This window comes from Mesorhizobium sp. M1A.F.Ca.IN.020.04.1.1 (genome assembly GCF_003997315.1).
Taxonomy (GTDB): domain Bacteria; phylum Pseudomonadota; class Alphaproteobacteria; order Rhizobiales; family Rhizobiaceae; genus Mesorhizobium.
Window position 1 is genome coordinate 1 of record NZ_RZSN01000081.1, and the last position, 25,602, is coordinate 25,602.

A 25,602-nucleotide genomic window follows, 5' to 3' on the forward strand; every position below is an offset into this window, starting at 1 on the left:
CGAATCTGGGAACTCATGTTGGGCGCCCTGCTCATGCTCAAACGCCCCCCGCCGTTGGGCAACAGATTCCTGATGGAGTCGGTGGGGTTGGCCGGATTTGGCCTTCTCGCCATCGGGTTCTTCGCGCTTTCGGAGAGCGACCCGTTCCCAGGCTACAACGCCTTGTATCCATGCATCGGAACGGCCCTTCTGATCTATGTTGGCCAAAATTCCCCCTCGACGGTCGCCAGCCGCATGCTCGAAGTCCGGCCGCTGGTCTGGATTGGGCTCATCTCGTATTCTTTGTATCTTGTTCACTGGCCGCTCAATGCGTTCGCGCATTATCTTTCGTTCCAAAAACTCGATCCTTTGATGACCGGTGCGATGTTGGTAGCAAGCCTCGCATTGGCTGCATTCTCCTGGAAGTTTGTAGAGCAGCCGTTTCGACAGAAGAGGGCCTTCACCGCCCCGGGGCCTATCTTTGCCTTTTCAGCGCTCGCGATCGTTGTTCTTTGTGCCGGCGGAGCGGCGGGGGCGCTCGGCAACGGCTTTCCGCAACGGTTTCCGGACTATGTCCAGCGGCGCATTTCCGTCGGGGACTGGAGGAATGGCATCTGTTTCAACGAGGGCACCAGCCGGATCGAAAGCTGGAATATGGAGGATTGCACGCGCACTCGCGGTTTTCCAACAACGGTTTTTTTGTGGGGCGACTCCTTCGCCGCGCACTATGTTTCCGGCCTGGGTGCTAACATAAATCGGTTGCAGGCGAACATCGTGGAATATACGTACGCCGGCTGCCCGCCGATACTCTCTTACTACTCTTACGCTCGTCTTGATTGTGTCCGGTTCAATCGCATGGCCTTGGACATCATCTTGGAAGCGGACATCAAGACGGTTATCCTCAGCGGTAAATGGAGTGACTATGAGGTCAGAGGCTTCGACGGTCTTCAGCAAACAATCGATACGCTTCGTGCCCTGGGCGTGCGCGTGTTTGTCATCGGCCAGTCTCCGCAGTTCCCAACTGACGTCCGGAAAATTGCGTTCTTCGCCAAGCGCCAAAATCTGGACGATACGTCCTGGCCGATGGCGATGGACCCCGGCATCAACGAACGTGTGCGCTCATTTACCAAAGGCGCCACATTCATCGATCCGCTGAAATTCCTGTGCAGCGCAGGACGCTGCCCCTATTCCGACAGAGGAGAGTTTATGTATTTCGACTATGGTCATTTCTCTTCAGCCGGCGCCACACTGGCAATCTCGAAATACTGGCCGGCTTTTGGCAAAGACAATGCTCTTCCTAAGACGAAGTAGCGGGTCAGACGGCTGACAAGCACCAGTGCGGGTCCCTGTGATTGCTCCTGCTTCGGCAGCAGCCGCGACGATGGAGCTGTTCAGGTTTAAGGCCACCCGATAGCGACCTAGGATGGGTGCTGCCACGCGGATCGGACTAAGCGTGCATTATCACGTAAATGTTGAGAGAATGAATGGCGCCGCGAAGGGCAATTCCAGCCATCACAGCGACAGGCGTGTCGCGGTCCCGACATAGCAGTGGCACTTACCTGACACGGCCTCACACTGCCCTCTAAACGGCCCCGAATTTGAACTGACCACCCCTGGCCGGTTCATTGGGCAGGTCAAGGGCTAGGCTGTATTACACAGGGCTCACCCCTTTCAGTCTCAAGTTGGTACGATGGGCCGTGGACGGTCGATGCAGACTTCAAGGATGGCGAAAGAAGCTCTCTATGCGTGCGTTGTCGAGGCAAGTGCCTTTGCCAGAGATGCTCGCGGCTGGAGAGATTTCAAAATGAGCGTTGGAAGCGGAGAATGCCGCCGACGCTGTTCGGCTTGCTCGTGCCCTTGACGGTGGTAGGGTCGGCAGGGCCGACGCCAAAGTTGCCGTAGTGGTCGTAATCGACCTCGGCTGTGACCGTGAAGCCAGGAACGACCATATAGACGACGTTTGCAGCCAAACCAGAATTCTTGAGCTGATCACTCGAGACCTGAAAGTTGAACGAAGTTTTCTCGTCAAACTCGTAGGTGGCGCCCGCCCAGAAAGCCCACTGGCCGTTCCAGATTTTGTACGAGCCGCGCACATGATTGGCGATTGCGCCGTTTGAGTCCTCGTTGAGACTGCCATTGGAACCGTAGCCGAACAGTCCAAACAGCGACAGCTGGTTTGTGACAGCGACGTCGACACGGATCTTGCCGGCCAAAGCTTCGTAGTTGCTGTCATAAGCCGCGACGCCGGTGATCGAGCCCCAGCCTTGCGTGTATTTCAAGCCGGCGACAACGTGCGGAATATAGCTGTCGATAGTACCGGCTGAGCCCGATCCTTGTTCGAGCGAAATCACGGTCGAAATGCCGTTGCCGGCGTCGAAGTAGTACTGAGCCACGTTGGTGTCGAAGCCGGCCGACCGAACGAGCATACTATCGAGAACGTTGCCAGCGTAGCTTACAAACGTATCGAAGGCCGACCCGTCCTTGCCAACTCGCAGGCCCCCCAGCTCGACCCAGGCAGAAGCCAGTGCGAGGCCGCTGTTGAAACCATAGTTCTGAGGACTGTCACGCGAGTTAGCGCTATTGCCAAAATTCACGTGGGTTTCGGTATAGGTCGTCAACGCGCCGAGCTCGGTCTGCTGGCCGCTCCAAGTTTTGAACGTGAAGCGTGTGTTGTTTCGCCAAGTGCCTTGGTCCTCGCCAGTTCTCACATCCGAGGTTCTTGCGCTGTCATACGATCGGACATCACCCAGGCCGATATCATAACGGACATAGCCGCCGATGCGCAGGCAGGTCTCGGTGTTGGGAATATAGAAATACCCCGAGCCGAGGACGTCGCAGATCTTGATGTACTCGGCCGGTTCCCGCTCGGCGCCAGCTGCTCGAACGACGGAGGCGGCGATCAGAGCAGTTAAGCCGAGAAGACGAATCTTGATGTACATGTCTAGATCTCCATGAAGGAATAAAAAGGATAGAGGCGTAAGAGCAAGCTTTACTCTAAATTTTGTGCGTGTTGTCTCCAATTTGTGGACGTAAAAGCGCTTGACATGGGAGGTTATCCAGCGTAAAAGCCACATGTACTTAGAATAGTGTTTTCTTCTAGGAGATTCATTATCGTTTATATGTGAAACACTCCGGTCAGACCGCTGCAGCCTCGGAATAGAGCAGCAAGCGACATGCCAACCTGAAGCGTAGATGCGGCCGACACCAAAATTGGGCCGACGCGCCTTCGTCTCGCTGGAATCACTTTTTTTGAGGGTCACTGCGAAAAGCAATGTGCGACACGGTTCGCCATGTTCGATATGTGACAGTCTCGTTTAACAGCGACGGCTTCCCGTCTGACCGCAACGGAGGCCGCTTCATGCGCTACCGAGAAGGATTACTGCGCGCGTGCGGTCCGCAAGGGCTGCGCCAGGAACAGAGGGCGTCCACGTCCGATGTGTCGCATGGTGGCCGAAGCACCTTTTCGCCGCTGTAAGTTCGCCGTGCAGGTACATTGCGCGGCCGATAGCGAGAAGGGATCGCACCCTGAAACGGTTGCCTAGGGCTCGCCTCGAGTAATTGGCGATGAACAGCATTCTCGAGAACTTAGTCTCGACGGAAAGAGCAACGAAAGGAAGCCGCTTGGACGAGCACGATCCGAAGGAAGAACTGATCGAGACCATTTTCCGCAACGGCACAATCACTGCCGTGGGTATCCTGCTTGCCTTTTCGCTCGGCTTCCTCACTCATTGGGCGGCGAACCCCTTGCCATGGCAACTCTACGATCTGTTCGCCGTAGTGCCGATCCTGCTCGGCATCGCACTGCAGATGAGAGCGCTGTCCATGCTGCTCGACATGAGTTCCTTGCGCCGCCCCATCTACGAACGCGCCAATCGCATTTTCATGGTCGGCCTCATCCAGACCGCGTGTGGCGTCGGGATGGCGATCTTGGTCGATCTTTTCGGGATATCGGTAGGGGGCACGCTGCCCGGCGCTTGACGACAAGCCACACCGCCGCTCATCGCTCGAAGCGACGTCAAGCTGGGGAGCCTTGTGCACCCCCTAGCGGCGCCTTCCTTTCATCAAATGAGCGGACGTCAGCTTTAGAGCGTCTCGGTGGCTAAAGCCGGTATGGTTTTTCGGCCGGCAGGGAAGGCCGCTGGCTGGACCTGGATGGCGTCTGAACGAGGCTTGACAGGTGCGTTGCGACGTTTGGCGTCGGACATGAATTTCGCATTGCAAAGTTCTTCCGCAGACGCCTCAAGCACACTGCATCGGCGTCACGTACTCAAACGTTGAATGCGGCACCGCACCATCACCTCAGGCGGACCATGGCACGCGCGCTCGGTTGATACCGTCCTCTCCAAGCGAGACTGCGACATCGCCGCCTCCGCCTTGAAAACGCGGAGAAAGCGGGACGCACTGACTTAGGTCAGAGACAGGACGAGCGCGCAACGAAAGAATGATGGATCAGCGACGTGGGACGACAGCTCCTTGCACACCTCAATCCTGACAAAGTACCGGGACCCCCGGCCGCCTTGGTATACCATCTATCCGACTGTGCCAGACTTCTCTGCGGCGGTTGGTGCTGACGATTATGAGGAATGGCTGGGGGGCCTCCCGGCCGACGAATCGGTGTCGCTCTATTTCCACATTCCGTTTTGCCGATCCATGTGCTGGTATTGCGGCTTCCCTACCGCCGTCACCCGTCGCAACGACCCGATCCTTAATTATTTGGCGGTGCTGCGTCAGGAGATCAGTTTGGTGTCGGAGCAAGCGCGGCAAGGGCTGCCGGTGAGCGATGTGCATTTCGGCGGCGGAACGCCTCACCTTATCGGGCCAGCCGAGCACTTAGCGCTGATGGAATTTCTACGCCGCCACTTCGCTTTCAGCAAAACTGCTGCGATCGCCGTGGAGTCGATCCCCGAACGTTCACACCGGAAATGGCCGAAGCCTTGGCAGCTACCGGTGTCAACCGCGCGAGCATCGGCGTGCAGAGCTTTGATCCCGATGTGCAAAAGGCGATCAATCGGATCCAGAGTAAGGTGCAGACGGCCGCTGCCGTCGAAAATCTCCGCCGGCATGGCGTTGGCCATATCAACTTCGATCTCATCTTCGGTCTCCCGAAACAGACTGTGCAGTCCTGCATCCAGACCGCGATGGCTGCGGTCGCCATGCGCCCCAACCGGTTTGCGGTGTTCGGCTACGCGCATATTCCTTCCGTGATAAAGAATCAGCGCCTAATCGAGCAGGCAGGTCTACCGGACGGCGATGTTCGCGCCGAACAGGCTGCAGCTGTCGCCGAGACACTGGTTGGCGCCGGCTACCGGGAGATCGGGCTCGATCATTTCGCTCTGCCGGACGACGAACTCGCGCTAGCGCAGAAGACCGGGCGCCTGCGGCGTAATTCGCTGGGATACTCGGCCGATACTTGCAAAACCGTGATCGGCTTCGGCGCGTCGGCTGTTGGCCGAGTCGGCGAGGGGTACGTTCAGAACGAAGTAACACGGGATTCTTACGCCCGGCACATCGCAAGTGGACGTCTGGCGACATCAAAGGGCCACCGGCTGACCGACGATGACCGGGTGCGCGCAGCAATCATCGAGCGACTGATGTGCGATTTGGAGGCCGACGTGCCGACCATCTGTGCCGCCCACGAAATCGAACCAGCTCGTTTTCTCGATTCAGTTGAGCGTTTGGTGACGCTGGCTGAGGAGGGGATCGTGGACGTCGAAAACGGCTTCATCCGCGTGCGGCCGGAGCACCGCTTTGTTGTTCGCGCCGTTGCTGCTGCATTCGATGCTTTTCTCGCGAATCGATGAGTTGAGGCCACGACTCCGAAGGCATCAGACCTTGTTTGGCGCTCGTCGGCATGGGCTCTCGCAGAAGACTCCGCAAGCGCATGCAGGGGACTTCCACTTGACGCCGCGTTCATCATCATCTCGCCTGGGTGCGCTCGATCGCACAACTCGGAGCACGCTGCTCTCGGCGTGAGGCTGTGCTCTGCAAAGCACCGGTGATCCACCCTGTCCCTGGATAGCAGCTTGATGGCGTCATCTTGGAGGACGAGAAAAGATTGTCGAGGTACGGGTACGAATTGCCTCGGTCGTTCGTTCAATCGAAAGCACTGTCTGCGGAGGCACCTCTCCTTCATGCAGTGACAGGAGATGCTGGCCGACTTCCTTATCTGCTGCGGTGAGTCGATGATTTAGGCGGAGAAAGTCCATCCAGGTGGGGGTGCGGAATGTCTCCGTCCAAAGTGACGGTGTTTGCAGATTTCGCTGGAGCGTCCAGTTTCGTGCACCGGCACGGCTCTGGACGTGTCGCCGCGTGCGCATGTAGCCCAGAAAGGCCTCGATATTTTCCTCCGATATCAAATACTCGACCTTGGCCACGATAGGGCCACTTCTGGGTTTCAGATCGAGAGCCACGTCCGGCGGATGAAAAACTGAACTTTCTTGATCCGTTTCTTCCCAGGGACGGACCGGCAACACGATCCCCGCTGCTGCAACCAGCAACAGAGCGCCCGCGGCGCCCTCCAATGCTGAGGTCAAGGAATAGTTTTGCGCGACAGAACCCCAGATCCAGCTGCCAGCAGCCATACCGCCTGCGCTCAAGGCGTAGTAAATGGAGAGCGTGCGGCCTACAACCCACCTTGGGCTTGCCAACTGCACCGACACGTCAATGCCCGTCCAGGTGATAAGCCAACCCGCTCCGCCGAGCGCCAGCGAAATGGCCGCCACAGGAACCGACGATGTCAGGGCAAGGGAGAGGCAACAGACTGCACAAGCCACAGAGGCGAAGGCCACCAGCCTGTTTTGAGACGTGACCTTCCTCAAGAAGCCGTTGCCCATGCCCGCGATGAAAGCACCCATGCCGAAGCCGGCCAATAAGATACCGTAGACAATTGGCCCACTCTTCAACTGATCCCGGACGACGAGAGGGAGCAACGCCAGAATGGAGATGCTTGCCAATCCGAAAAGAGCTGCTCGGGCGGTCGCTGCCCTGATCTCCAAAGACATCGCCGTAAAGCGCACTCCGTCATGAATTGCCGTCGTCATTCTCTCACGAGGGAGAGGCGAAGAGCGGACCTCCCATTTGGTGCGCCATATCGCGCTTATAGGCGCCAGATCACTCACCGCAGCCAAGGCGAAAGCGGCCAGCGGCCCAAAGACGGCCAGGATCACGCCCCCTAAGGCCGGACCAACGCTGCGCACAATGTTGTATCCGACGGACATAAGCGTCACTGCGGCCGGAATGTCGCGTTTGTGAAGGATATCGCCGACCGAAGCGTGCCAGGCCGGATCATTCAAGGCAAAGCCGCAGCCGGCCAGGAAACCTAACCCGAGAATCAGCCAAGGACTGACAAATCCCAGACCCACAGAAATCATCAGCGTCATCGACGCCGATGCTATCAGGCAGTGTCCCGCAAACATCACCCACCGGCGGCTGAAGTTGTCGGCAATGGCTCCGGCGAAAACTGAGAGGAAGAACACCGGCAGTGTGGATGCGGCCTGGACGAGAGCCACCATAAGGTCGGACGCTGAAATCGTTGCCATAAGCCAACTGATGGCGACCGTTTGCACTAGCCAACCGAGGCTGGAAATCTGGGTGGCCGTCCAAATTGAGCGAAACACCTTGTTTCGAAATGGGGCGAGCGTCTTTGAAACGGGCGGTTGAGGATTTTCGCTCTGCATGAGGTTTTGCTGGCCTTCGATGAGCGCTGCGATTTGAGCAAGTGGGTCGATACTTAGACATCGCGGAGCACCGCACGGAACCCAGCTCTATGGAGCTTGCCGGCGACTATTTGCGTATTGAGCCATTCTCATAGTCTCATTCATGAGCAGTCCTATGCGCAAGCGTTGCTTTGCTAAATTCCCACGACAAGCGCGCCGCCGCTGAGACCCGCACCCGCTGCCGCCAAGAGGACTTTCTCGCCAGGCCGAAACGGCTGCGCCCGATGGGCGAGCGACAACGAGAGCGGGATCGTCGCGGCGGAAGAGTTGCCATATTCGGCGATCGTCTTGACCATCGAGTGATCTGTGATGCCGAGGTTCCTGCCGACCGCGTCGAAAATGCGAGCATTGGCCTGATGCGGCACGAAACGATCGAGGTCTTGCGGCCTCAGTCGGGCAGCAGTGAGCGCGTCTCTCGAGCAGGCGGTCATCATCTCCACGGCCTTGGCGAACACTTCGCGGCCATCGGTGATCGTCATCCGGGTCTGCTCGAGGTCGAGGCCGCCATGGAACGGATTGTTGCTTCCACCGGCAGGAATCTGGATCAGCCCGTAACGCGAGCCGTCCGAATCCACCGAAGCGCCGAGAATGCCTCGATCCGGGTCATCGCACGGACCGATCACCACCGCGCCGGCGGCATCGGCAAACAGCACGGCGCTGGCGCGCTCGGCCGGATTGATGCGGCGGCTGAGGATGTTGGCGGCAATGACAAGGCTCGCTTTGCCATGCAGGCGAGTGAACCCGTCGGCGAACATCAGCGCATAGATGAAGCCGGCGCAAGCGCCGGTCAGGTCGATCGCGCCGGCGCGACCTAGTCCCAGCCGATGTGCGACCAGGGGCGCGCTTGGCGGCAGAAGATGATCGGGTGTGGAGGTAGCGAGCAACAGCAGGCCGATGTCGCCGCGGTCGATACCGGCATTGGTCAGCGCCATGTCGCCGGCGTGCGCGGCAAGGGCCGACAGCGTGTCTTCGTCCGCTGCCCAGAAGCGCGACCGTATCCCGGTGCGCCGCTCGATCCAGCCGGGTTCAAGCCCGAGACGATCTTCGATTTCCGGATTCTCCACCTTGCGCGCGGGCGCATGATGGCCAAGCCCGAGAATGCGCGATGATCGGCTCATGGCTTTGAGCCGAAGCGTTCGCCGGCCTCCTCGATGGCGTCATAGAGCCCATCCAACTCGTTGCCGGTAATGCAATAGGGCGGCAGAAGGTACAGGACATTGCCGAGCGGGCGCACGAGCAGGCCGCGCTCAAGAAAAAAAGCGCGCAGTTTTGGCCCGATCTCGGCCAGATAACCGGCTGAGCCGGTGCGTAGGTCGAGTGCCGCGATGGTGCCGGTTGTCCGGCAATCGGTGAAGCGAGGGTTGTCGCGAAAGCGTCGAAGCCCGGCGGCCTGTCGCTCGCTCAAGGCCGCGATCCGATCGGCCACCGGCTCGTCGTGCCAGATCTCGACATTGGCAAGTGCCGCCGCGCATGCAATCGGATTGGCGGTGTAGGAGCTCGAATGGAAAAACGTCTTCTTGCGATCCTCGGAATAGTGAGCCTGGAAGATGGCATCGGTGGCGATCGTGGCGGCCAGCGGGATGGTACCACCGGTCAGACCTTTCGAGGTGCACAGGATGTCCGGCGAGACGGACGCCTGTTCGCAGGCGAACATGGTTCCGGTGCGCCCCCAGCCGGTCATCACTTCATCGGCGATCAGCAGCGTGCCGGCGGCCTCAGTGATCCTCTTCAATTCGGTCAGAACCCAGGCCGGATACATGAGCATGCCGCCGGCGCCGAGCACGAGCGGCTCGACGATCAGCGCGGCGGCGCGCCGGTCGCGGGAGAGTGCCTCGAACCGATCCAGCGTTTCCTGCTCGCGCCCGGCGGCCGGGAAGGGGATGGTGTCGACCTCGAACAGCAAGGGCTCGTAGGCGGCGTTGAACACGCCACGGGCGCCGACGCTCATCGCCCCGATCGTGTCACCATGATAGCTGTGCTCCATGACGACGATGCGCGAACGCGGCGCGCCGATGTTGCGGAAATAGCCGAGCGCCATCTTCAGCGCGACTTCGATTGAGGTCGAGCCACTGTCGGAATAGAACACCCGGTCAAGGCCGGCGGGTGCGAGGCCGACAAGCGCCTCGGCCAGGCGCTCGGCCGGCTCGTGGGTGAAGCCCGCGAAGATGATCTGGTCGAGGTTCGACGCGGTCGTCTCGATGGCCTTCATGATGCGGGGGTGGCGGTGGCCATGAGTGACGACCCACCAGGAAGAAATCGCATCCAGGATGCGGGAGCCGTCGGCCTTGTGGAGATAGGCGCCTTCAGTCAGCACGATTTCAGGGATCGAGGGCTCTAGCGCGTGCTGCGTGAACGGATGCCAGACTCGAGACTGCGCCATCAGTCGCCTCCGGCAATCATGGCCAGGTCGAAGCCGGAAATCATTGCATCTCTCAACGTTTCACCCGTCAGCGGACCGAGGTGCGGCAGCCTGCCGAGCTGCGGCACGCCGCCGAATTCCACGATTGTCCTTTGCGTATCGGCCACCTCTTCGCCCATGAAGGCAATGCCGATGAGCGGGATGGAGCGGGCTCTCAGGGCCTCGATCGACAACAGCGTATGATTGATGGTGCCGAGCGCGGTGCGGGCGCACAGTATGACCGGCAGCCGCCATTGTTCGAATATGTCAATGAACCTTGTCTGTCGATTGAGCGGCACCATCAGCCCGCCGGCGCCTTCGATGACGAGCGGTGTCGGCAGGACCGGAAATGAAAGATCGTCGGCCTCGATCGCGACGCCGTCGATTTCGGCTGATCGATGCGGCGACAGCGGCATCGTCAGTCGATAGACTTCGGGCAGCACGCGTCCGTCGGGCAAGCCGGAAAGCCGGGCGACGACCTCGCTGTCAGTCTCCTCGTCGAGGCCCGATTGCACCGGCTTCCAGTAGAAGCCGTCGAGCAGCCCGGCAAGTCCGGCCGAAAATACTGTCTTGCCAATTCCGGTGTCTGTTCCGGTGACGACGATGCGTTTGGTCATGCTGTGGCCAACACCTCAACGAGAGCCTCGACCATGGCGGAAATGTCGGTCTCGTCGACGTTGAGCGTCAGCGAAATGCGCAGGCGCGATGTGCCCTCGGGCACCGTCGGCGGACGTATGCCGCGTATGTCGAAGCCGCGTGCCTGCAGGGCCGCCGCCACCGCCATGGTGCGCCCAACGCCGATGACAAATGGCTGGATCTGCGAGCCGCTGGGTACGACGCCGCAGCGCTCGGCCAATTGGCGGCCGGCGCAGGCAACGCGTTCCTGCAGCTGAGCGCGGCGCATGGGCTCGTCGGACAGAATAGTCAGCGCTTCGCGCGCCGCGACCGCCATCAGCGGCGAGGGCGCGGTGGCGTAGATGAACGGCCGGCACCGGTTGACGAGATAATCGCACAGTGTCCTCGGCCCGGTGACGAGTGCACCGGATGCGCCGAGCGCCTTGCCGCATGAGTGGAGCGTGACGATGTTGTCGCGGCCTTGGCACGCGGCGGCCAGTCCCCGGCCGTCCGGTCCCCAGATGCCGGTGGCATGCGCTTCATCGACGACGATGAATGCCTGGTGCCGATCGGCCATCGCGACCAGGCTCTCCATCGGCGCGCGGTCGCCATCCATGCTGTAAAGGCTTTCGACGGCGATCCACACGCGCCCCGTGCCGCCTTCGGCGCGCCAGCGGGTGATTGCGTCCTCGACAGCGTCGACGTCGTTGTGCGCGGCCAGCTTGAACTCGGCGCGCCCGGCCTGCGCGCCCTCATGCATGCTGGCATGGGCGAGTTCGTCGAGGACCAGCAGGTCGCCTTTCTGCGGCAGCGCGGTCAACAGGGCGAAGTTGGCGATGTAGCCGCTGCCAAAGAACAGCGCACGGTCGGCGCCGAAGAATGCCGCGGCGTCCGCCTCCAGTTGCTCATGTTCCGGTGCGTTGCCGCGCAACAGCCGCGACCCGGTGGCGCCAACCGGCGTGCCCCGCGCAATCGCCGCCGCAACCGCTTCGCCAAGTCTTTTGGAGGCGGCAAGTCCGAGATAGTCGTTCGACGAGAAGTCGAGACCGGCGCGCGGTGCGAGCGTCCGCAACCGGTCCTTGCGCGCCAGTCCGCGCAAGGATGCGTCATAGCGGGCAAGAATTGCCTCGTTCATTGCGTGGCGAGTTCCATCGGCTCGATGCCGAGACGCTGGAACAGAAGGCTATCCTTGTCCTCGCCGGGATTGTCCGCCGTCAGCAGCGTGTCGCCGACAAAGATCGAGTTAGCGCCGGCAAAGAAGCACAACGCCTGCGTTTCGTCGCTCATCGCCGTCCTGCCGGCGGACAGCCTTACACAGGATTTCGGCATCATCACCCGCGCGAGCGCAACGATGCGGACGAAATCGATCGGATCGATGGCGTCGGCCGCGGCAAGCGGCGTGCCTTCGATGGGAATAAGCATGTTGATCGGCACGCTTTCCGGCGGCTCGGGCAGGTTCGCGAGCGTGACCAGCATGTCGATGCGATCGGTCTTTTCTTCTCCCATCCCGACGATGCCGCCGCAGCAGACTTTCATCCCAACCGCGCGCACGTGCCCAAGCGTTTCCAGCCGGTCGGCAAAAGTCCTGGTTGAAATAACCTCGCCATAGTAGCGCTCAGAGGTATCGATGTTGTGGTTATAGTAGTCGAGACCGGCCTGCTTCAGGCGAGCAGCTTGCTCAAGATCGAGCATGCCGAGCGTCATGCAGGTCTCCATGCCGAGCGCCTTGACGCCCTCGATCATGGCGACCACAACGTCCATGTCGCGCTCCTTGGGACTTCGCCACGCTGCGCCCATGCAATAGCGCGTTGCGCCGCCATCACGCGCCTTGGCCGCTTCGTCGATGACATGCTTGACGTTCATCAGCTTCGACGCCTTCACCCCGGTTTCGTAATGCGCAGACTGGCTGCAATAGCCGCAATCTTCGGGGCAGCCGCCGGTCTTGATGCTAAGGAGCCGCGACAGCTGCACTCGGTTTCGATCGAAGTTCTGGCGGTGGATCGTCTGAGCTAGGAACAGCAGATCGTTGAATGGCATGCCGTAGATGGCCTCAGCCTCTTTGCGGTTCCATCGCGGAGGCGTTCCATCGACCGATTGCATGGTCTGGTTCACGTCGAACTCCGAGTTCATTCCAACCGTCATCGTCAAACCTTTGTTGCTAGTCCGGTACGCCTTCAGGAGTCTGTCGACCGGCAAGCTCGGTCCGACTTGGCTTTGGAGCGCACTCGCTAAAAGGCGAGCTGCGGCACGTCTTTCCACCGCCTTCCTACGCCTGCCGAGCTGATGTTGCTCCTCATGCCGTAATCCTCAGTTCAAATGCTTGCAGATGTTCTGGTGGTCCGGCATGTCCAGGCCGATGTCGAGGATCGGGGCGCTGTGCGTCAGCCATCCCATGGAGATGAGATCGACACCGGTCGCCGCAATCGCCGCCGCCGTTTTCGGCGTCACCCGACCGGAAGCCTCGGTGATCGTACGGCCACCCACTATAGAAACCGCGCGGGCAAGATCCTCGACCGACATATTGTCGAGCAGCACCGCGTCAACACCAATCGCGAGCGCTGCATCGAGCTGCTTCAGCGTGTCGACCTCAACCTCGACCTTCACCATATGCCCTGCGGCGGCGCGCGCCCGCTCTATTGCTGTGCGGATATCGCCGGCGATCGCGATGTGATTGTCCTTTATGAGCACGCCGTCATCGAGGCCGAAGCGGTGATTGGCACCGCCGCCGACGCGCACGGCGTATTTTTCCAATACCCGCAGGCCGGGCGTCGTCTTTCGCGTCGATACGATCCTCGCCTTGTGACCGCGCACGGCCTCAACCATCGCCGCTGTGGCAGTGGCAATGCCGCTCAGCCGGCACAAGAAATTGAGGGCAGTGCGTTCGGCCGTGAGCAGGCCTCGCGCGGGTCCGGACAATCTTGCAATGGTTTCCCCGGCCCCGACATCGCTGCCATCAGGGCGCCAGATCTGGATGTTGATCGCCGGTTCCACGAGCAGGAAGGCGTACGAGACCAGATCGAGCCCGGCAACGACGCCCGCCTGCCTCGATTTGAGCACCAACGTGGCAGTGCAATCATGCGGGATAACCGCATCGCTGGTCAGGTCGCCGCATCTGCCCAGGTCTTCGAGGAGCGCACCGCGCACAATCGGTTCGATCAGGGTCGCGGGGAGGGGGGAGAATGAAATCACATCAGGTGCTCCGTATGGTAGCCCGGCAATCGAGTGCGGCCGCGGCCCGCATTGCGCTGTGCAGTGTCAGCCGTGATGGGCGCGCGTCGGCATCGTGGAGCGGGAAATCGGACCGACAGTGCGCGCCTCGACTCTCTTCCCGCCCCAGGGCCGCCACGGCGATCATCAGTGAGACCAAAGCCGGACCAGAGGCAGCGACATTGTCAGCTGCGATCGGCAGCAGGGTCGCCACCGCTTCGCGCATTGCCTCGCCGTCGCGGATGATACCCAGGGCGGCGGAGACAATTGGGCGGACCGCGGAAGCGTCTGGTCGTGGAGGGACGAATGTGGAGCATCTGCGCGGTCGCCGGGTATACGACGTGCCGGCAACGCTTTCGGCAACCCAGCTCGCGGTGACCGCCGCTTCGGTGAGCGAGTTGCTGGCCAGGCGGTTGGCGCCGTGCAGGCCGGTACAGGCGACCTCACCGCAGGCCCACAATCCCTCGATGGAGCTGCGGCCGGCGCTGTCTACGGCGACGCCGCCCATGTGATAATGTGCCGCCGGGCGCACCGGGATCGGGTCGGTCGCGGGGTCGACCCCTGCGCTCCGGCACAATTCGGCGATGCCTGGAAAACGCTTGCCAAATCTCGGGCCGAGACTTTGCCGTGCATCCAGGAATACGCGGCGTCCAACGGCAAGCTGGTGCCAAATGGCGCGCGCGACGACGTCGCGAGGCGCAAGTTCACCGCCAGGTGTGTCAGCGAGGAAGCGCTCTCCTCGCTCATCGATGAGCACCGCGCCTTCGCCACGCACGGCTTCGCTCACCAGCGGCATCGGCCGGCGCGGACCGTCGAGCGCAGTTGGATGGAACTGTATGAATTCCAAGTCGGCGAGTTCCGCCCCCGCCCATGCGGCGAGCGCCAGCCCGTGACCCCATGAGCCAGCGGGGTTTGTCGTATCGCAAAACAGCCCGCCGACGCCGCCGGTCGCCAGCACCGCGCGACGCGTGGGCAGAGCGAGCGCGCCGGCTCGTCCTGCGGCGACCACGGCGATGACCGACCCGTCCTGCACGACCAGCCGGCGGACCTCCACATTTTCGATAGTGGTGATCGAGGCTGTACGCCGAACCGCGGCGATGAGCACGCGCACCAACTCGCGACCGGTGGCGTCGCCGGCTGCATGCACAATCCGCCGTCGCGAGTGTGCCGCCTCGAGCCCAAGTCGCAACGCGCGGTCAGGGTGCTGGTCGAAGGCGACGCCGAACCTTTGGATCGTCCTAATCGCTTCGGGTGCAGCTCGGACCACTCGCCGCACCGTGGCCTCGTCGCAGAGTCCGTCGCCGGCAGCTATCGTGTCGCAAAGGTGAAAATCCGGGCCGTCGTCGCCGCCGAGACTTGCCGCAAGACCGCCCTGGGCAAGCTCACTGCAGGCTCCGGTTCCAAGCGGCGCGTTGGTCAAAAGCACGACCGGTTCCGGCGCCAGATGAAGCGCCGTCATCAGGCCGGCAATGCCGCCGCCGATGACGACCGGCGCCCCGGCGATGTCGCGAACCTCCAGGCTCATAGGGAAAGCATGCGCTCGACCGCGCGGCGGGCGGGGCCGGCAATTTCCGGATCAATCCGGACCTCATGCCGGTTCTGCTCGAGCGCGGCGCGAATGTTGGCCAGGTTGATGCGCTTCATGTGCGGGCACAGGTTGCATGGGCGAACGAACTCGACGTCGGGATGCGCGACCGCGACGTTGTCGCTCATCGAACATTCGGTCAGAAGGACGACACGCGTCGGTTTCTCCCGCTCGACATAATCCGACATCGCTGCGGTCGAGCCGGAGAACTCCGCCTCCGCGACAACGTCTGGTGGGCATTCTGGATGGGCCAGCACGATGACGCCTGGATGGGCATCGCGCAGTTCCCGAATGTCTGCTGCGGTGAAGCGCTCATGCACCTCGCAATGGCCTTTCCAGGCGATGATCTCGACGTCTGTATCGGCTGCCACGTTCCTCGCCAGATATTCGTCCGGCAGCATCAGCACACGCGCCACGCCAAGCGATTCCACCACCGCCTTCGCGTTGCCGGACGTGCAGCAGATGTCGGACTCCGCTTTTACGGCGGCCGATGTGTTGACGTAAGTAACAACGGGGACCCCCGGATACCGCAGCCGCATTAACCGCACGTCGTCTGCCGTGATCGATTCGGCCAGCGAGCAGCCGGCGCTGAGATCCGGGATGAGCACGGTCTTGTTCGGATTGAGCAGTTTTGCCGTCTCGGCCATGAAATGAACGCCGGCAACCACGATGATGTCGGCGTCGACCGTCACCGCCTTGTGGGCCAACGCCAGGCTGTCGCCGACGATGTCTGCCACGCAATGAAAAATTTCGGGCGTCTGGTAATTGTGCGCCAGCACCACCGCATTGCGCTCACGCTTCAGCGCTAAGATGGCTTCAATATCGCCGGCGAACGCGAGCCATTCAACGGGAGGGATCACCCGCCGGACACGCTCATACAGGGACGCAGCCATAGGTAACGCCCCAGCCATTGACGCCTCGATTATATTCGGTTTGACAATAAGGGAATATGTCTACCTTGACTATAAGTATGTCAAGCCCGCGCCAGCGGTAATTTTGTCCCGGCGATAGCCCTGTCGTCGAGAACGGCATGGCGGAAGCGATAAAGCTTCGCCGGTCGGCCGCCCGTGTCGAGGGAGGTCTCCCCAGTCTCCTCAACAAGATCCTGCTGCTCGACCAGTCTCCGGAAGTTGGGCTTGTTGATGAGCCTGCCAGCCAGAGCTTCCACGGTTCGCTGCAGTTGCAGCAGCGTGAAGGAAGGCCGCATAAGCTCGAACACGACCGGCCGGTATTTGATCTTCGAACGCAGCCGCGCAATCCCGGTTGCCAGAATGCGACGGTGGTCAGCGACCATTGGTTTGCCAGCCGCGGCCGCAATCGCGTCCCTGCCGCCACCGGCCTCTTCAATCAGAGCAGCTTCATAGAGCAACTCGTAGCGTTGGAGCGTGAGTTCCTCGTTCCAATGGCGGTCGTCGAAGCCGAAGGCTATCGCAGCGCGCTGCCGGCGCTCGCGTTGAGTGGTCGGCTCGCTGGCGCTGCCGGCCCACTCAATCAGGCGGGGCCGCAATCTATCGAGCAGCACAGGCGGCGTGCCGAAGCGGTGGTCCTCCCAGGGAAAATATTCGTACCAACTTTGCCAGCCGCACGCGGTCAAGTTCGTTGCCTGTTCCTTCCTGGTCAATGCGAGATAGCTGATTGAGATGACGCGCTGGTGGCGCTCAGTGCCGATGCGATCGCGATCGGCGAAGGTGTAGAGTTGCTCGATGTATCCCAGTGCATGGCCAGTCTGCTGCTCCACCCACCCCCTCAAACCCGACTGCAGCGATCGATGCTCAAGCGCAAAAGGTCCAGAAGGGAGGGTGTCCGCATGACCGACGGTGAGGACACAGGGCTCACTGTCGTTAACGGCGACCACGACGGCAGTCAGGTCCACTTTGGCTTCGTCAGCTTTGACGGCGGCTTTGCCTTTCTTGGTTCTTCTTGTCTGAGGATCCATGTTTGCGAAAGTGGGTTGGCCCAACGGAGCGCCTTAATCGATTGAATGTACCCTTGGCAGCCAGCACGTCAACACCGTACTACTCAAGCACTGTTTTTAGCTCTTCGCAGTCGCACAAAAATATGCCAAACGCGACCCCGCTGTTGGTAACGTAAGGGAAGGGGGCGTCGGTTGAGCGCGGCTGGTGAGATAAAAGGGATTAACCCTCCAGATATTCGAAGCGAAAAGGCCAAACGCCACTTGTATGCTTGACGGCCTACACCACGCCGGTCGCGAGGCTACTCGATCGCCACTGCGACATCGTTCTTGTCGGCGACAGCGTCGGCATGGTGCTGCACGGCCTGTCGTCGACGCTGGGCGTCACGCTCGACATGATGATCATGCACGGACAGGCCGTTCGCCGCGGCCTTGAACACGCGCTGATGGTCGTCGACCTGCCCTTCGGTTCCTACGAGGAAAGCCCAGAGCACGCTTTCGGCAACGCTGCGCGCGTGATGGGTGAGACCGGTTGTTCAGCGGTGAAGCTCGAGGGCGGCGAGACCATCGCGGAAACCATCCGCTTCCTTACCGCGCGCGGCGTACCTGTCATGGCCCATGTGGGGCTGACGCCGCAGGCGGTAAACACGTTCGGAGGCTATCGTGTGCAGGGCCGGGGAGCCGATGCAGAGCGGATCAGGCGCGACGCCAGGGCGGTAACCGAGGCGGGCGCCTTCTCCTTGGTGCTCGAAAAGATACCGGAGCAGCTTGCACGGCAGATAACCGCCGATATCGACATACCCACCATCGGCATCGGTGCCTCGCCAGCTTGCGACGGCCAGATTCTGGTGAGCGACGATATGCTCGGGCTCTTCACCTCATTTCGGCCGAAGTTCGTCAAACGCTATGCCGAGCTCGGTGAGCAGGCTGAGGCGGCAATCGCCGCTTACGCCACCGATGTGCGGAACCGGCACTTTCCGGCGGTCGAACATCTCTATGTCAACGCCTTGAAGGCCGGAGACTTCACATGAGCGTGCCGATCGCTCGAACCGTGAGCGAGCTGCGCGCCGTCGTTGCGCAATGGCGTCGCTCGGGTGCCACGATCGGTATTGTGCCGACCATGGGAGCCTTGCACGACGGGCATCTGAGCCTTGTGCGGAAGGCGCTTGAAAGGGCCGAGCGGGTGATCGTGACGCTGTTCGTAAACCCCAAGCAGTTCAACAGCCCCGCCGACCTGATTGCCTATCCTCGGACGGAAAGCGAAGATGCTGCCAAGCTCGCGCCGCTGGGCACGCATCTGCTCTATGTGCCGGACGCAGAGGAAATGTACCCGGCGGGCTTCGCCACGGTCGTTTCAGTGTCCGGCATCAGCGAATGCCTGTGCGGCGCATTCCGGCCCGGCCATTTCAATGGCGTGGCGACGGTCGTGGCCAAGCTCTTCCTGCAGGCCGGCGCTGACTTCGCCTTTTTTGGCGAAAAGGATTTTCAGCAACTTCAGCTTGTCAGGCGCTTGGTCCGGGACCTCGACATTCCGATCACTATTGTGCCCTGTCCGACAGTCCGCGAAGCCGATGGTCTTGCGCTATCGTCGCGTAACGTGCGGCTCTCCCCAGCCCAACGCGCCATTGCCCCAAAACTAGCATCGGTCCTGCTCGATACGGCCGAGCGGCTTGCACGCGGCTCTCCCATCCTGCCTACGCTTGATGAAGCGCGTGCAACAATTCTGGCTGCCGGCTATCGCGAGCTCGAATACCTGGAGCTTCGCGGAGAAACAGACCTGCAATCGTTAGCAAGCCTTGACCGACCGGCACGCTTGCTTGCTGCGGCTTGGCTTGGCGACACGCGGCTCATCGATAACGTCGCAATATCACCCATCGGTAGTTGGTCAGGTGCGCGGAGCTCTCTCCAATCGGAAGCAGCACAGCAATTGCGGTGATGACGGCGGCGCGTCGTACGCCCTGCAGGGACAGGCCATCATTTAGAACCACGTCTCCGCCCGGCTTCCAGCAACCTCCGCGAGGTACGCAAAGCGCAGATGCATCGCGTATTTGAAACCTTGGTCGAGCAACTCTCTGCAAGCGTCGATGCCGTCGATCTCCATGAGGCAATGGCGTCCGCCGCAGCCGGGTTCGACTTTCCGTTCTTCGCTTATTTCACCTACCCATCCGCTTCCGGCGACACGCCGCGATTGATCTCGAATTATCCATCATCATGGACATCACATTACCTGCAACTGCGCTACCACAGCGTGGATCCCGTGATCCTGCGGGGACTGCGAGGCTGGGATACCTTCGACTGGGGTGTGGACCGCGATCACCGTTATTTGCCGACCTCGCAGCAGGAAGTCCTGGAAAAAGCAGCTGAGTTCGGCATTCGCGGCGGACTGACCATGTCGATGCATGATCATCGCGGCCGGTTCGCCGCACTGACCTTCGCCTCCAACGAGGCGCATCCGCCACTTTTGAGGTCGCTGACGCGCTACGAAAAAGCAATGCAGTTGGTTGCGATCAACGTTATATCCATGCCCGGCGCAGGCTCGCCGAAGATTGCGTGGTAGATGGCATAACGCTCACCCCGCGGGAGTTCGAGTGCCTGAAATGGGCGGCGTGCGGCAAGTCGGCCTGGGATATCAGCCAGATTCTCGGTGTCTCGAAACGCACCGTGACCTTCCATCAGGAAAACGCCAAGGCGAAGCTTGGCGTGCGAACCATCAACCAGGCCATAGTGCGGATGGCTGCTCGGGCGAGATCCTGATCCTCTCCAAGGCTAGCTGTAAAGGTCTACAGGCTGCATTCATGACGGCTTTGCCCTTCGATTGCGTGGACACATCCCGCACGGAGACGACAATGATGCAGCTGATAACACCCGACTGCTACGCCGAGTTCGCGAGCGAACTCAGGGAAATGCACGGGCTTAGGTATCGGGTTTTCAAGAAGCGGCTCGATTGGGAAGTGCAGACCGAAGGCGAAATGGAAACGGACCCGTTTGACAGCCTGAACCCCGTCTACCTACTTCTCAAGGGGTCCGATTGGCGAACTTGCGGCTGCGTCCGCCTTTTGCCGACCACCGGACCGACTATGTTGCGCGATACGTTTCCGGCGCTGCTGGATGAGATGGTGGTCCCTGCGAGTGCCGATATCTGGGAGAGTAGTCGTTTCGCGCTCGATCTCCCTGCGACAGCGCCGAAGGCTGCTGGCGGCCTGGCACAAGCAACCTACGAGCTCTTCGCGGGCATCATCGAATTCGGCTTGGCCAACAATCTCTCCGGGATCGTAACGGTGACAGATACGCGCATCGAAAGGATCCTTCGTCTCGCGACCTGGCCGTTGTCACGTATCGGACAGCCCCAGCAGGTCGGCAACACCGAGGCAGTCGCCGGCTTCCTCGAGATTTCCTACGCCAGTCTCTTGCGCATCCGCTGGAGGGGACGCCTGAACGGGCCGGTGTTGTGGCAACCAGTTCTCATCCAATCGGCATAGCGCCTGCGGATGCTCAGCCGTGACCTGGGTTAAGTCTGCTCACGGCCGCCACCGCCCGCCGTCAAGCTGAGCGGACCCGGCCCCACGAGCATTCGACTGTTCCGGTCGATCGACTCGCGCGGCCGGACTTCGGATTTCCGTAGGCGCAACCCGCAGTCCAGCGTGAGCACGCCAAAATGGCGCCCGTCCGCTTGGAAAGAAGCCAATGTGGCTTCTGAGGTCGCCTTGGAATATTGGACCGGCCGCCGTGAGCGATCCCAACCTCAAACCTTTGCCGGTATGCCGGTTTGGCCGGACCGTCGGCCAGTCGGAGCAGTCCCCCGATAAGGACCCGAGCTGACGCGCGATCCAACAGCGCCCAAGCCTATGCTATGTGCATTACCGTTCGGTTGGCCATATCGTCCAAGACCGCATGAAGAAGGCTTCCAACCTCCTGCGCAGCGAACTCTGGCGCAATTCCTACATCGGACAATTGAATGAGCATTTTCTTGGCAGCACAGCGCCAGAACGCACTCGCCGCCTCGCCGTTCTTGGTCTCGAGGGCCTGGGCGATACTTTCGACCAATGTGCGTCGCCGATGCAGCGGAAATACGCAAATGTTTGAGTGATGCATCAATCACCTCACAGTTTCAGTTCCACAAAGAAAACACCGGCGTCTTCAAAAGCGCCGCGCTAGCGCGGTGACGGTTCGCGGCGACATGACGAGTTCCACTTCCCCTCGACAAGCCATTGGGCGATGAGCCGCCGGACCGCACATCCGGACCGCACATAAGGTGAACCACCATTGCTGATCCGGCTGCGTTTCCTGTGCCGTTCCGCGACGAGGCGTTCCAGCCCGAATTGACGTCCAATGACTTGATTTCTGAAAGGGCAGGGCGGCACGAATCACCCGACTGTTCCGCCGCTTACATTCCTGCGAGCTTGTGTATGAATGATTAAAGCGTGCCCGAGCCGTTCTTGGTGGCCGCAGAAGGGAATCATGCCATCCGCGCCTATCGTAAGGCCGCGCGACTTCTGGCATGGCTGCACTGCCCCGACAGGGCTTTGCAATCGCGCGTTTCCAACCCTATGCTTTGGCATCGGCCGTCAGTTACTTCGGATGCAGCCGACAGTAAGAGGTACGCGCTCTTGCCCGCATGGGAGAGAGCCTTGCCCGAATCCCTTTTTCGCAACCCGGTGCTGAAATCCCTTTCGCCGGAGGACTTCGCGCTGTTGCGACCATCGCTGCATCGCGTCGAACTGGACATCAAGGCTCAGTTGCTGATCGCGCATCAGCCGATCAGGAATGGATATTTTCCCGAGAGGGGCATCGCCTCGGTGGTCGCCACCATGACCGGCGGACGGCAATGTGAAGTCGGCATTATCGGATATGACGGGATGACAGGAATTGCCCTCATTCTCGGACAGGACAGCTCTTCCAACGAGACCTATATCCAGGTCGCAGGCAATGGCTGGCGCCTGCCGGTTGAAATCATTCGTCCTGCGGTTGCGGAAAGCCCGTCGCTGCGCACGTCAGTGCTGGACTATGCCCACGCGTTCCTTGTCCAGTCGTCCCGGACGGCACTGGTCAATGGCCACTCCAAAATCGAGGAACGGCTGGCCCGCTGGTTGCTGATGATCCATGACCGCTCTGACGGAGACAAGATCTACCTGACGCATGAATTTCTGGCGACCATGCTCGGCGCCCGCCGTCCCGGGGTCACCACGGCCCTGCAAATGCTTGAATATCGAGGACTTGTCCGTGCCAAGCGCGGCGAGGTCACGATTATCGACCGCGTCGGATTGATGGAACTCACGCATGGCGCTTACGGCGAGGAGGAGCAACGTTATTTCGGCCTGGCCACCGCTGCCTGATTGTCCGGTATCGGACATAGGCTTGAAGGCTGCCGAACTCCCGTCCTAGATCGTGTCAGTCAGAGTTTCAGGGAGGCGGGTGAAAAAGCCGCCGAAGCCTATGTTCTGTCCAGAGGCAAGGCCCGGTTCCTCTCCACCGCCCAGGCGATCCGCGCCATTCGAACGCTTATGCCGGCGTGCAAAGCGACCGATCGCGAGTTGAGGAATTGGTGGCGGCGACGTCCATCGTTCACGGTGTGCCCGTCGCCTTCGACGCAAAAACAGCCGAGGGAGTAGAACCACGGCTGCATTCCTAGGAGGGCATGCCGCGCCGTCCAGACTGTCAGATCGGGCATTCGTCAGATGGTTGTCCGCTAACTTAACTGGCAGAGTCTACAGGACGTGTCCAGCATTGCGAACTCACCGATCGCTTGGCGGCCAAAGCTGCCGGCAAGCGATCGCCTCATCCAGCCGTCTGCACCATCTCATCACAGACATCATCGGTGATGCTACCTGCCCAGCATATGTCCAGCATTTCGCAGGGCGGCCAGAAGGAGCCTCGCATAGCCTGTGACATCGATCTGGGCCTGCATGGACAGGGGCATGCTGGTCCAGTTCTCCAATGGTGCAATGAAAGGTGAGAAGGTGCCATTGACAAGGCAACAGCAGCTAACAAGGCCCTCTCGGTCCAATGCCACCACACCGATCTTGTCGCCTGGATATCCAATGGCTGCGACTCGCTGGACCTCCAGGTCACCGTCAACCCGCACGTCGAAAAGAAGGCTACCACGGCTCCTCGTGGCTATCTCAGCCGCCTTCTCATCAAAGCTTGAAGAGAGCAAGCGGACGCTTTCCACCGCCATCTGGAAAATCACCAAATCCAGTTCATTCACGGCCATATGGGCAATTGCGCGCAATGGGTGGTGATTGCAATGACACACACTGCTTGTTCACAGATGTCGGTCACGAACGATCATTCGTCGGGTTCCGGTTCCGACCAACGGTGTGGCCACCTGATCGTGCTGCGGTTCGAACATTCCTAACGCGAGCCGAGCGCTGTTGATGAGGATGGAGTCTAGGTCTCGGGCCCTGCCTCGCGGCTTGCTCATCCTTGGCAGACCCCTTGCAACGCCGCCGCGATGGCGCAAACGCCAGATGACGCTGATCCATCGCTTAATCGTGAACTGAGCTTCTGAACACCCTTGGTGGGACAGCAGGGTGGAAGGGCTTGACCAACGCTGCCGCCGTTTTCGAAGAGGGCCCGTCCTCGATTGAATCTTTGGAGCCCCGTGCGGCGCGCAGGAAAATGTTGACCATCTGGACGCAGGTCCCAGACCCCAAGGCAAACAGGGAACCTTCCAGCCAGCCAAGCTGCGCCGAAGCAAAGAGCGACCTTTGGAATTCCCAAGAACGGACCCTTCCATAGTTGACTGGCAACCGCAGCGCGAGTGCGGGAGAGCGAACAAGCACTGCGTGAGAGGTCCTGCGCGTTTTCCCCTCTTTGCTATTTGGCACATCGCTTGCGCCGAAGTGGGCGCAGCGTTCGACCGGAGCACTGCATGGGAGAAGGAGGAGCCCCACCCCGATCCGGTCAAGGAGAGAAACGGTGTTGGTTCCACAAGTCCCCATAGCGAACGCAGCGGCCCGCAAGCGCCATTTTGCCCGGGCCTACGTGCAGGTGCTTGCCGCCATAATCCTGGGTGCTGCAATCGGCTATTTCCATTTGGAGACCGGCCAGAGCCTGAAGCCGCTCGGCGATGCCTTCGTCGATGTCGTCAAGATAATCACCGTACCTGTCATCTTCCTGACAATAGCGACCGGCATTGCCGGCATGAGCGATCTGCAGAAGGTCGGCCGAGTTGCCGCCAAGGCGATGGTTTATTTCCTCACCTTCTCGACACTTGCACTCGTTGTCGGACTGATTGTCGCGAATATCGTTCAGCCTGGCGCCGGCCTCAACATCGATCCGGCCTCGCTCGATGTCCAAGCCGTTAAGGGCTATGTGGCCACGGCTCACGAGCAGTCCGTGACCAGCTTCCTGATGAACATCATCCCATCAACCATTGCCAGTGCCTTCGCGGAAGGCGACATCCTGCAAGTCTTGTTCTTCTCGGTCCTGTTCGGCGCGGTCTGCCGCTACAACGGCCGCTCGATCTTCTCTCTCGTCCGATACATCAAGGACGAGCTGCTGCTCGCAACGTCCTCCTCGGAGGCCGCGCTGCCCTCGCTCATGGAGAAGATGGAAAAGGCCGGCGCCACGCATTCGGTCGTGGGTCTCATTCCATTCAATCTGGACGGCACGAATATGATGCTCGCCGCCCTCTTCATCGCCCAGACGACGAAAACTGATCTGCCGATCGGCTGCCGGATCCTCATGCTGTTCGTCGCATTGTTCCCTTCGAACGGAACAACCCGCATTACCGGTGCAGGCCTCGTCACAATGGCTGCAACGCTCTTTCTTGTTCCGGCCGCACCGGTCACCTCCGTGGGTCTTATTCTTGGCGTCGATCAGCTTATGTCCGAATGCCACGCGCTGACGATATTTCTCCGCAGCGTAGCGGCAACGCTGGCTGTCGCCCGGTCTGGGGCGAGCGGGATAAACGACGATTCGGGGAGCGCCTCACTAGCGGACCGTTCAGCGCTCTGGCGGTGGACGGTCAAGTCGCCCGGCGTGGTGAACGCAGTTCCCCGCGCGAACGACGCTCAGCTATTGGGGTGGGCCCGATGGCGCAAAGCCGTATTTGAGAAACCGCCAGATCGCACCCGCACCTGTGCGCCTGTAGCAACTGCGGGGCACGATCAAAAGCGACCCATTTTACACCGAAAAGGCGGGCCGTTGCTGCCACGCCGTCCATGGATTGGAGCCTCATGTCTAAGAC

Annotated in this window: 20 protein-coding genes and 3 pseudogenes; 10 read left to right on the top strand and 13 right to left on the bottom strand. The window is 60.7% G+C overall.

The window, feature by feature from the left end:
- Positions 1-1,290 (top strand): acyltransferase family protein (locus EOA49_RS17425; protein ID WP_164749241.1); only part of this gene is annotated, 1,290 nt, incomplete at its 5' end.
- A 488-nt stretch (positions 1,291-1,778) separates the two neighbouring features.
- On the opposite strand, the gene EOA49_RS17430 is transcribed toward EOA49_RS17425, so the two are convergent.
- Entirely contained in the window at positions 1,779-2,918 is a 1,140-nt protein-coding gene (locus EOA49_RS17430; RefSeq protein ID WP_095521259.1) for a porin, read from the bottom strand.
- Between the two features lie 682 nt (positions 2,919-3,600).
- On the opposite strand from EOA49_RS17430, the gene EOA49_RS17435 reads away from it, so the two are divergent.
- Positions 3,601-3,957: a hypothetical protein gene (locus EOA49_RS17435; protein ID WP_091595902.1), complete on the top strand. Its 357-nt coding sequence runs from the start codon at positions 3,601-3,603 to the stop codon at positions 3,955-3,957.
- Between the two features lie 495 nt (positions 3,958-4,452).
- Positions 4,453-5,780 (top strand): annotated as a pseudogene (gene hemN / locus EOA49_RS17440) (oxygen-independent coproporphyrinogen III oxidase).
- 231 nt (positions 5,781-6,011) lie between these two features.
- Here the strand turns inward: hemN and EOA49_RS17445 are convergent.
- From EOA49_RS17445 to EOA49_RS17490, 10 genes are all read right to left on the bottom strand, one after another.
- Positions 6,012-7,655, bottom strand: coding sequence for an MFS transporter (locus tag EOA49_RS17445; protein ID WP_029354881.1), 1,644 nt, complete (start codon positions 7,653-7,655; stop codon positions 6,012-6,014).
- Between the two features lie 173 nt (positions 7,656-7,828).
- Positions 7,829-8,812: a beta-ketoacyl-ACP synthase III gene (locus tag EOA49_RS17450; RefSeq protein WP_091595821.1), complete on the bottom strand. Its 984-nt coding sequence runs from the start codon at positions 8,810-8,812 to the stop codon at positions 7,829-7,831.
- The gene (locus EOA49_RS17455; RefSeq protein WP_091595819.1) at positions 8,809-10,074 is read right to left on the bottom strand and encodes an adenosylmethionine--8-amino-7-oxononanoate transaminase; all 1,266 of its coding nucleotides are present in this window, start codon (positions 10,072-10,074) and stop codon (positions 8,809-8,811) included. Before EOA49_RS17455 ends, EOA49_RS17450 begins: the two co-directional genes overlap by 4 nt.
- Positions 10,074-10,709 (bottom strand): dethiobiotin synthase, encoded by a 636-nt coding sequence (gene bioD / locus EOA49_RS17460; RefSeq protein WP_029354884.1) that lies wholly within the window; start codon positions 10,707-10,709, stop codon positions 10,074-10,076. Before bioD ends, EOA49_RS17455 begins: the two co-directional genes overlap by 1 nt.
- Positions 10,706-11,842, bottom strand: coding sequence for an 8-amino-7-oxononanoate synthase (locus EOA49_RS17465; protein ID WP_029354886.1), 1,137 nt, complete (start codon positions 11,840-11,842; stop codon positions 10,706-10,708). The genes bioD and EOA49_RS17465 overlap by 4 nt, the downstream gene beginning before the upstream one ends.
- Positions 11,839-12,807 carry a biotin synthase BioB gene (gene bioB / locus EOA49_RS17470; RefSeq protein ID WP_236370746.1) on the bottom strand — a complete coding sequence of 323 codons (969 nt, stop codon included), beginning with the start codon at positions 12,805-12,807 and terminating at the stop codon, positions 11,839-11,841. Before bioB ends, EOA49_RS17465 begins: the two co-directional genes overlap by 4 nt.
- Positions 12,808-13,014: 207 nt before the next feature.
- The gene (nadC, locus tag EOA49_RS17475; RefSeq protein WP_029354890.1) at positions 13,015-13,893 is read right to left on the bottom strand and encodes a carboxylating nicotinate-nucleotide diphosphorylase; all 879 of its coding nucleotides are present in this window, start codon (positions 13,891-13,893) and stop codon (positions 13,015-13,017) included.
- Between the two features lie 4 nt (positions 13,894-13,897).
- Complete coding sequence (locus EOA49_RS17480) at positions 13,898-15,439, bottom strand: L-aspartate oxidase (RefSeq protein WP_029354892.1); 1,542 nt, start codon at positions 15,437-15,439, stop codon at positions 13,898-13,900.
- Positions 15,436-16,410 carry a quinolinate synthase NadA gene (nadA, locus tag EOA49_RS17485; protein WP_029354894.1) on the bottom strand — a complete coding sequence of 325 codons (975 nt, stop codon included), beginning with the start codon at positions 16,408-16,410 and terminating at the stop codon, positions 15,436-15,438. The genes EOA49_RS17480 and nadA overlap by 4 nt, the downstream gene beginning before the upstream one ends.
- A gap of 62 nt (positions 16,411-16,472) precedes the next feature.
- Positions 16,473-17,435 (bottom strand): hypothetical protein, encoded by a 963-nt coding sequence (locus EOA49_RS17490; RefSeq protein WP_095521262.1) that lies wholly within the window; start codon positions 17,433-17,435, stop codon positions 16,473-16,475.
- Positions 17,436-17,606: 171 nt separating this feature from the next.
- Between EOA49_RS17490 and panB the strand changes: the two are divergent.
- From panB to EOA49_RS17510, 5 genes and pseudogenes are all read left to right on the top strand, one after another.
- Positions 17,607-18,442 (top strand): annotated as a pseudogene (gene panB, locus EOA49_RS17495) (3-methyl-2-oxobutanoate hydroxymethyltransferase).
- Positions 18,439-19,347, top strand: coding sequence for a pantoate--beta-alanine ligase (gene panC, locus EOA49_RS17500; RefSeq protein ID WP_091595811.1), 909 nt, complete (start codon positions 18,439-18,441; stop codon positions 19,345-19,347). The pseudogene panB and the gene panC overlap by 4 nt, the downstream one beginning before the upstream one ends.
- A 99-nt stretch (positions 19,348-19,446) precedes the next feature.
- Positions 19,447-19,968 (top strand): autoinducer binding domain-containing protein, encoded by a 522-nt coding sequence (locus EOA49_RS17505; RefSeq protein ID WP_329609618.1) that lies wholly within the window; start codon positions 19,447-19,449, stop codon positions 19,966-19,968.
- Positions 19,962-20,165 carry a helix-turn-helix transcriptional regulator gene (locus EOA49_RS34115; protein ID WP_287324222.1) on the top strand — a complete coding sequence of 68 codons (204 nt, stop codon included), beginning with the start codon at positions 19,962-19,964 and terminating at the stop codon, positions 20,163-20,165. The genes EOA49_RS17505 and EOA49_RS34115 overlap by 7 nt, the downstream gene beginning before the upstream one ends.
- Positions 20,166-20,257: 92 nt before the next feature.
- Positions 20,258-20,890 (top strand): acyl-homoserine-lactone synthase, encoded by a 633-nt coding sequence (locus EOA49_RS17510; RefSeq protein WP_095486082.1) that lies wholly within the window; start codon positions 20,258-20,260, stop codon positions 20,888-20,890.
- A gap of 364 nt (positions 20,891-21,254) precedes the next feature.
- On the opposite strand, the gene EOA49_RS33525 is transcribed toward EOA49_RS17510, so the two are convergent.
- Positions 21,255-21,503 (bottom strand): DUF6074 family protein, encoded by a 249-nt coding sequence (locus tag EOA49_RS33525; protein ID WP_095486077.1) that lies wholly within the window; start codon positions 21,501-21,503, stop codon positions 21,255-21,257.
- A 536-nt stretch (positions 21,504-22,039) separates the two neighbouring features.
- Here EOA49_RS33525 and EOA49_RS17520 point away from each other — a divergent pair.
- Positions 22,040-22,744: a Crp/Fnr family transcriptional regulator gene (locus EOA49_RS17520; protein WP_095521264.1), complete on the top strand. Its 705-nt coding sequence runs from the start codon at positions 22,040-22,042 to the stop codon at positions 22,742-22,744.
- A gap of 488 nt (positions 22,745-23,232) precedes the next feature.
- Here EOA49_RS17520 and EOA49_RS17530 read toward each other — a convergent pair whose 3' ends face one another.
- A complete protein-coding gene (locus tag EOA49_RS17530) occupies positions 23,233-23,622 on the bottom strand; it encodes a hypothetical protein (protein ID WP_029354905.1) in 390 nt (129 codons plus the stop codon).
- Between the two features lie 710 nt (positions 23,623-24,332).
- Here EOA49_RS17530 and EOA49_RS17535 point away from each other — a divergent pair.
- A pseudogene (locus tag EOA49_RS17535) lies at positions 24,333-25,304 on the top strand (cation:dicarboxylase symporter family transporter); the annotation flags it as partial.
- Positions 25,305-25,602 lie beyond the last annotated feature (298 nt).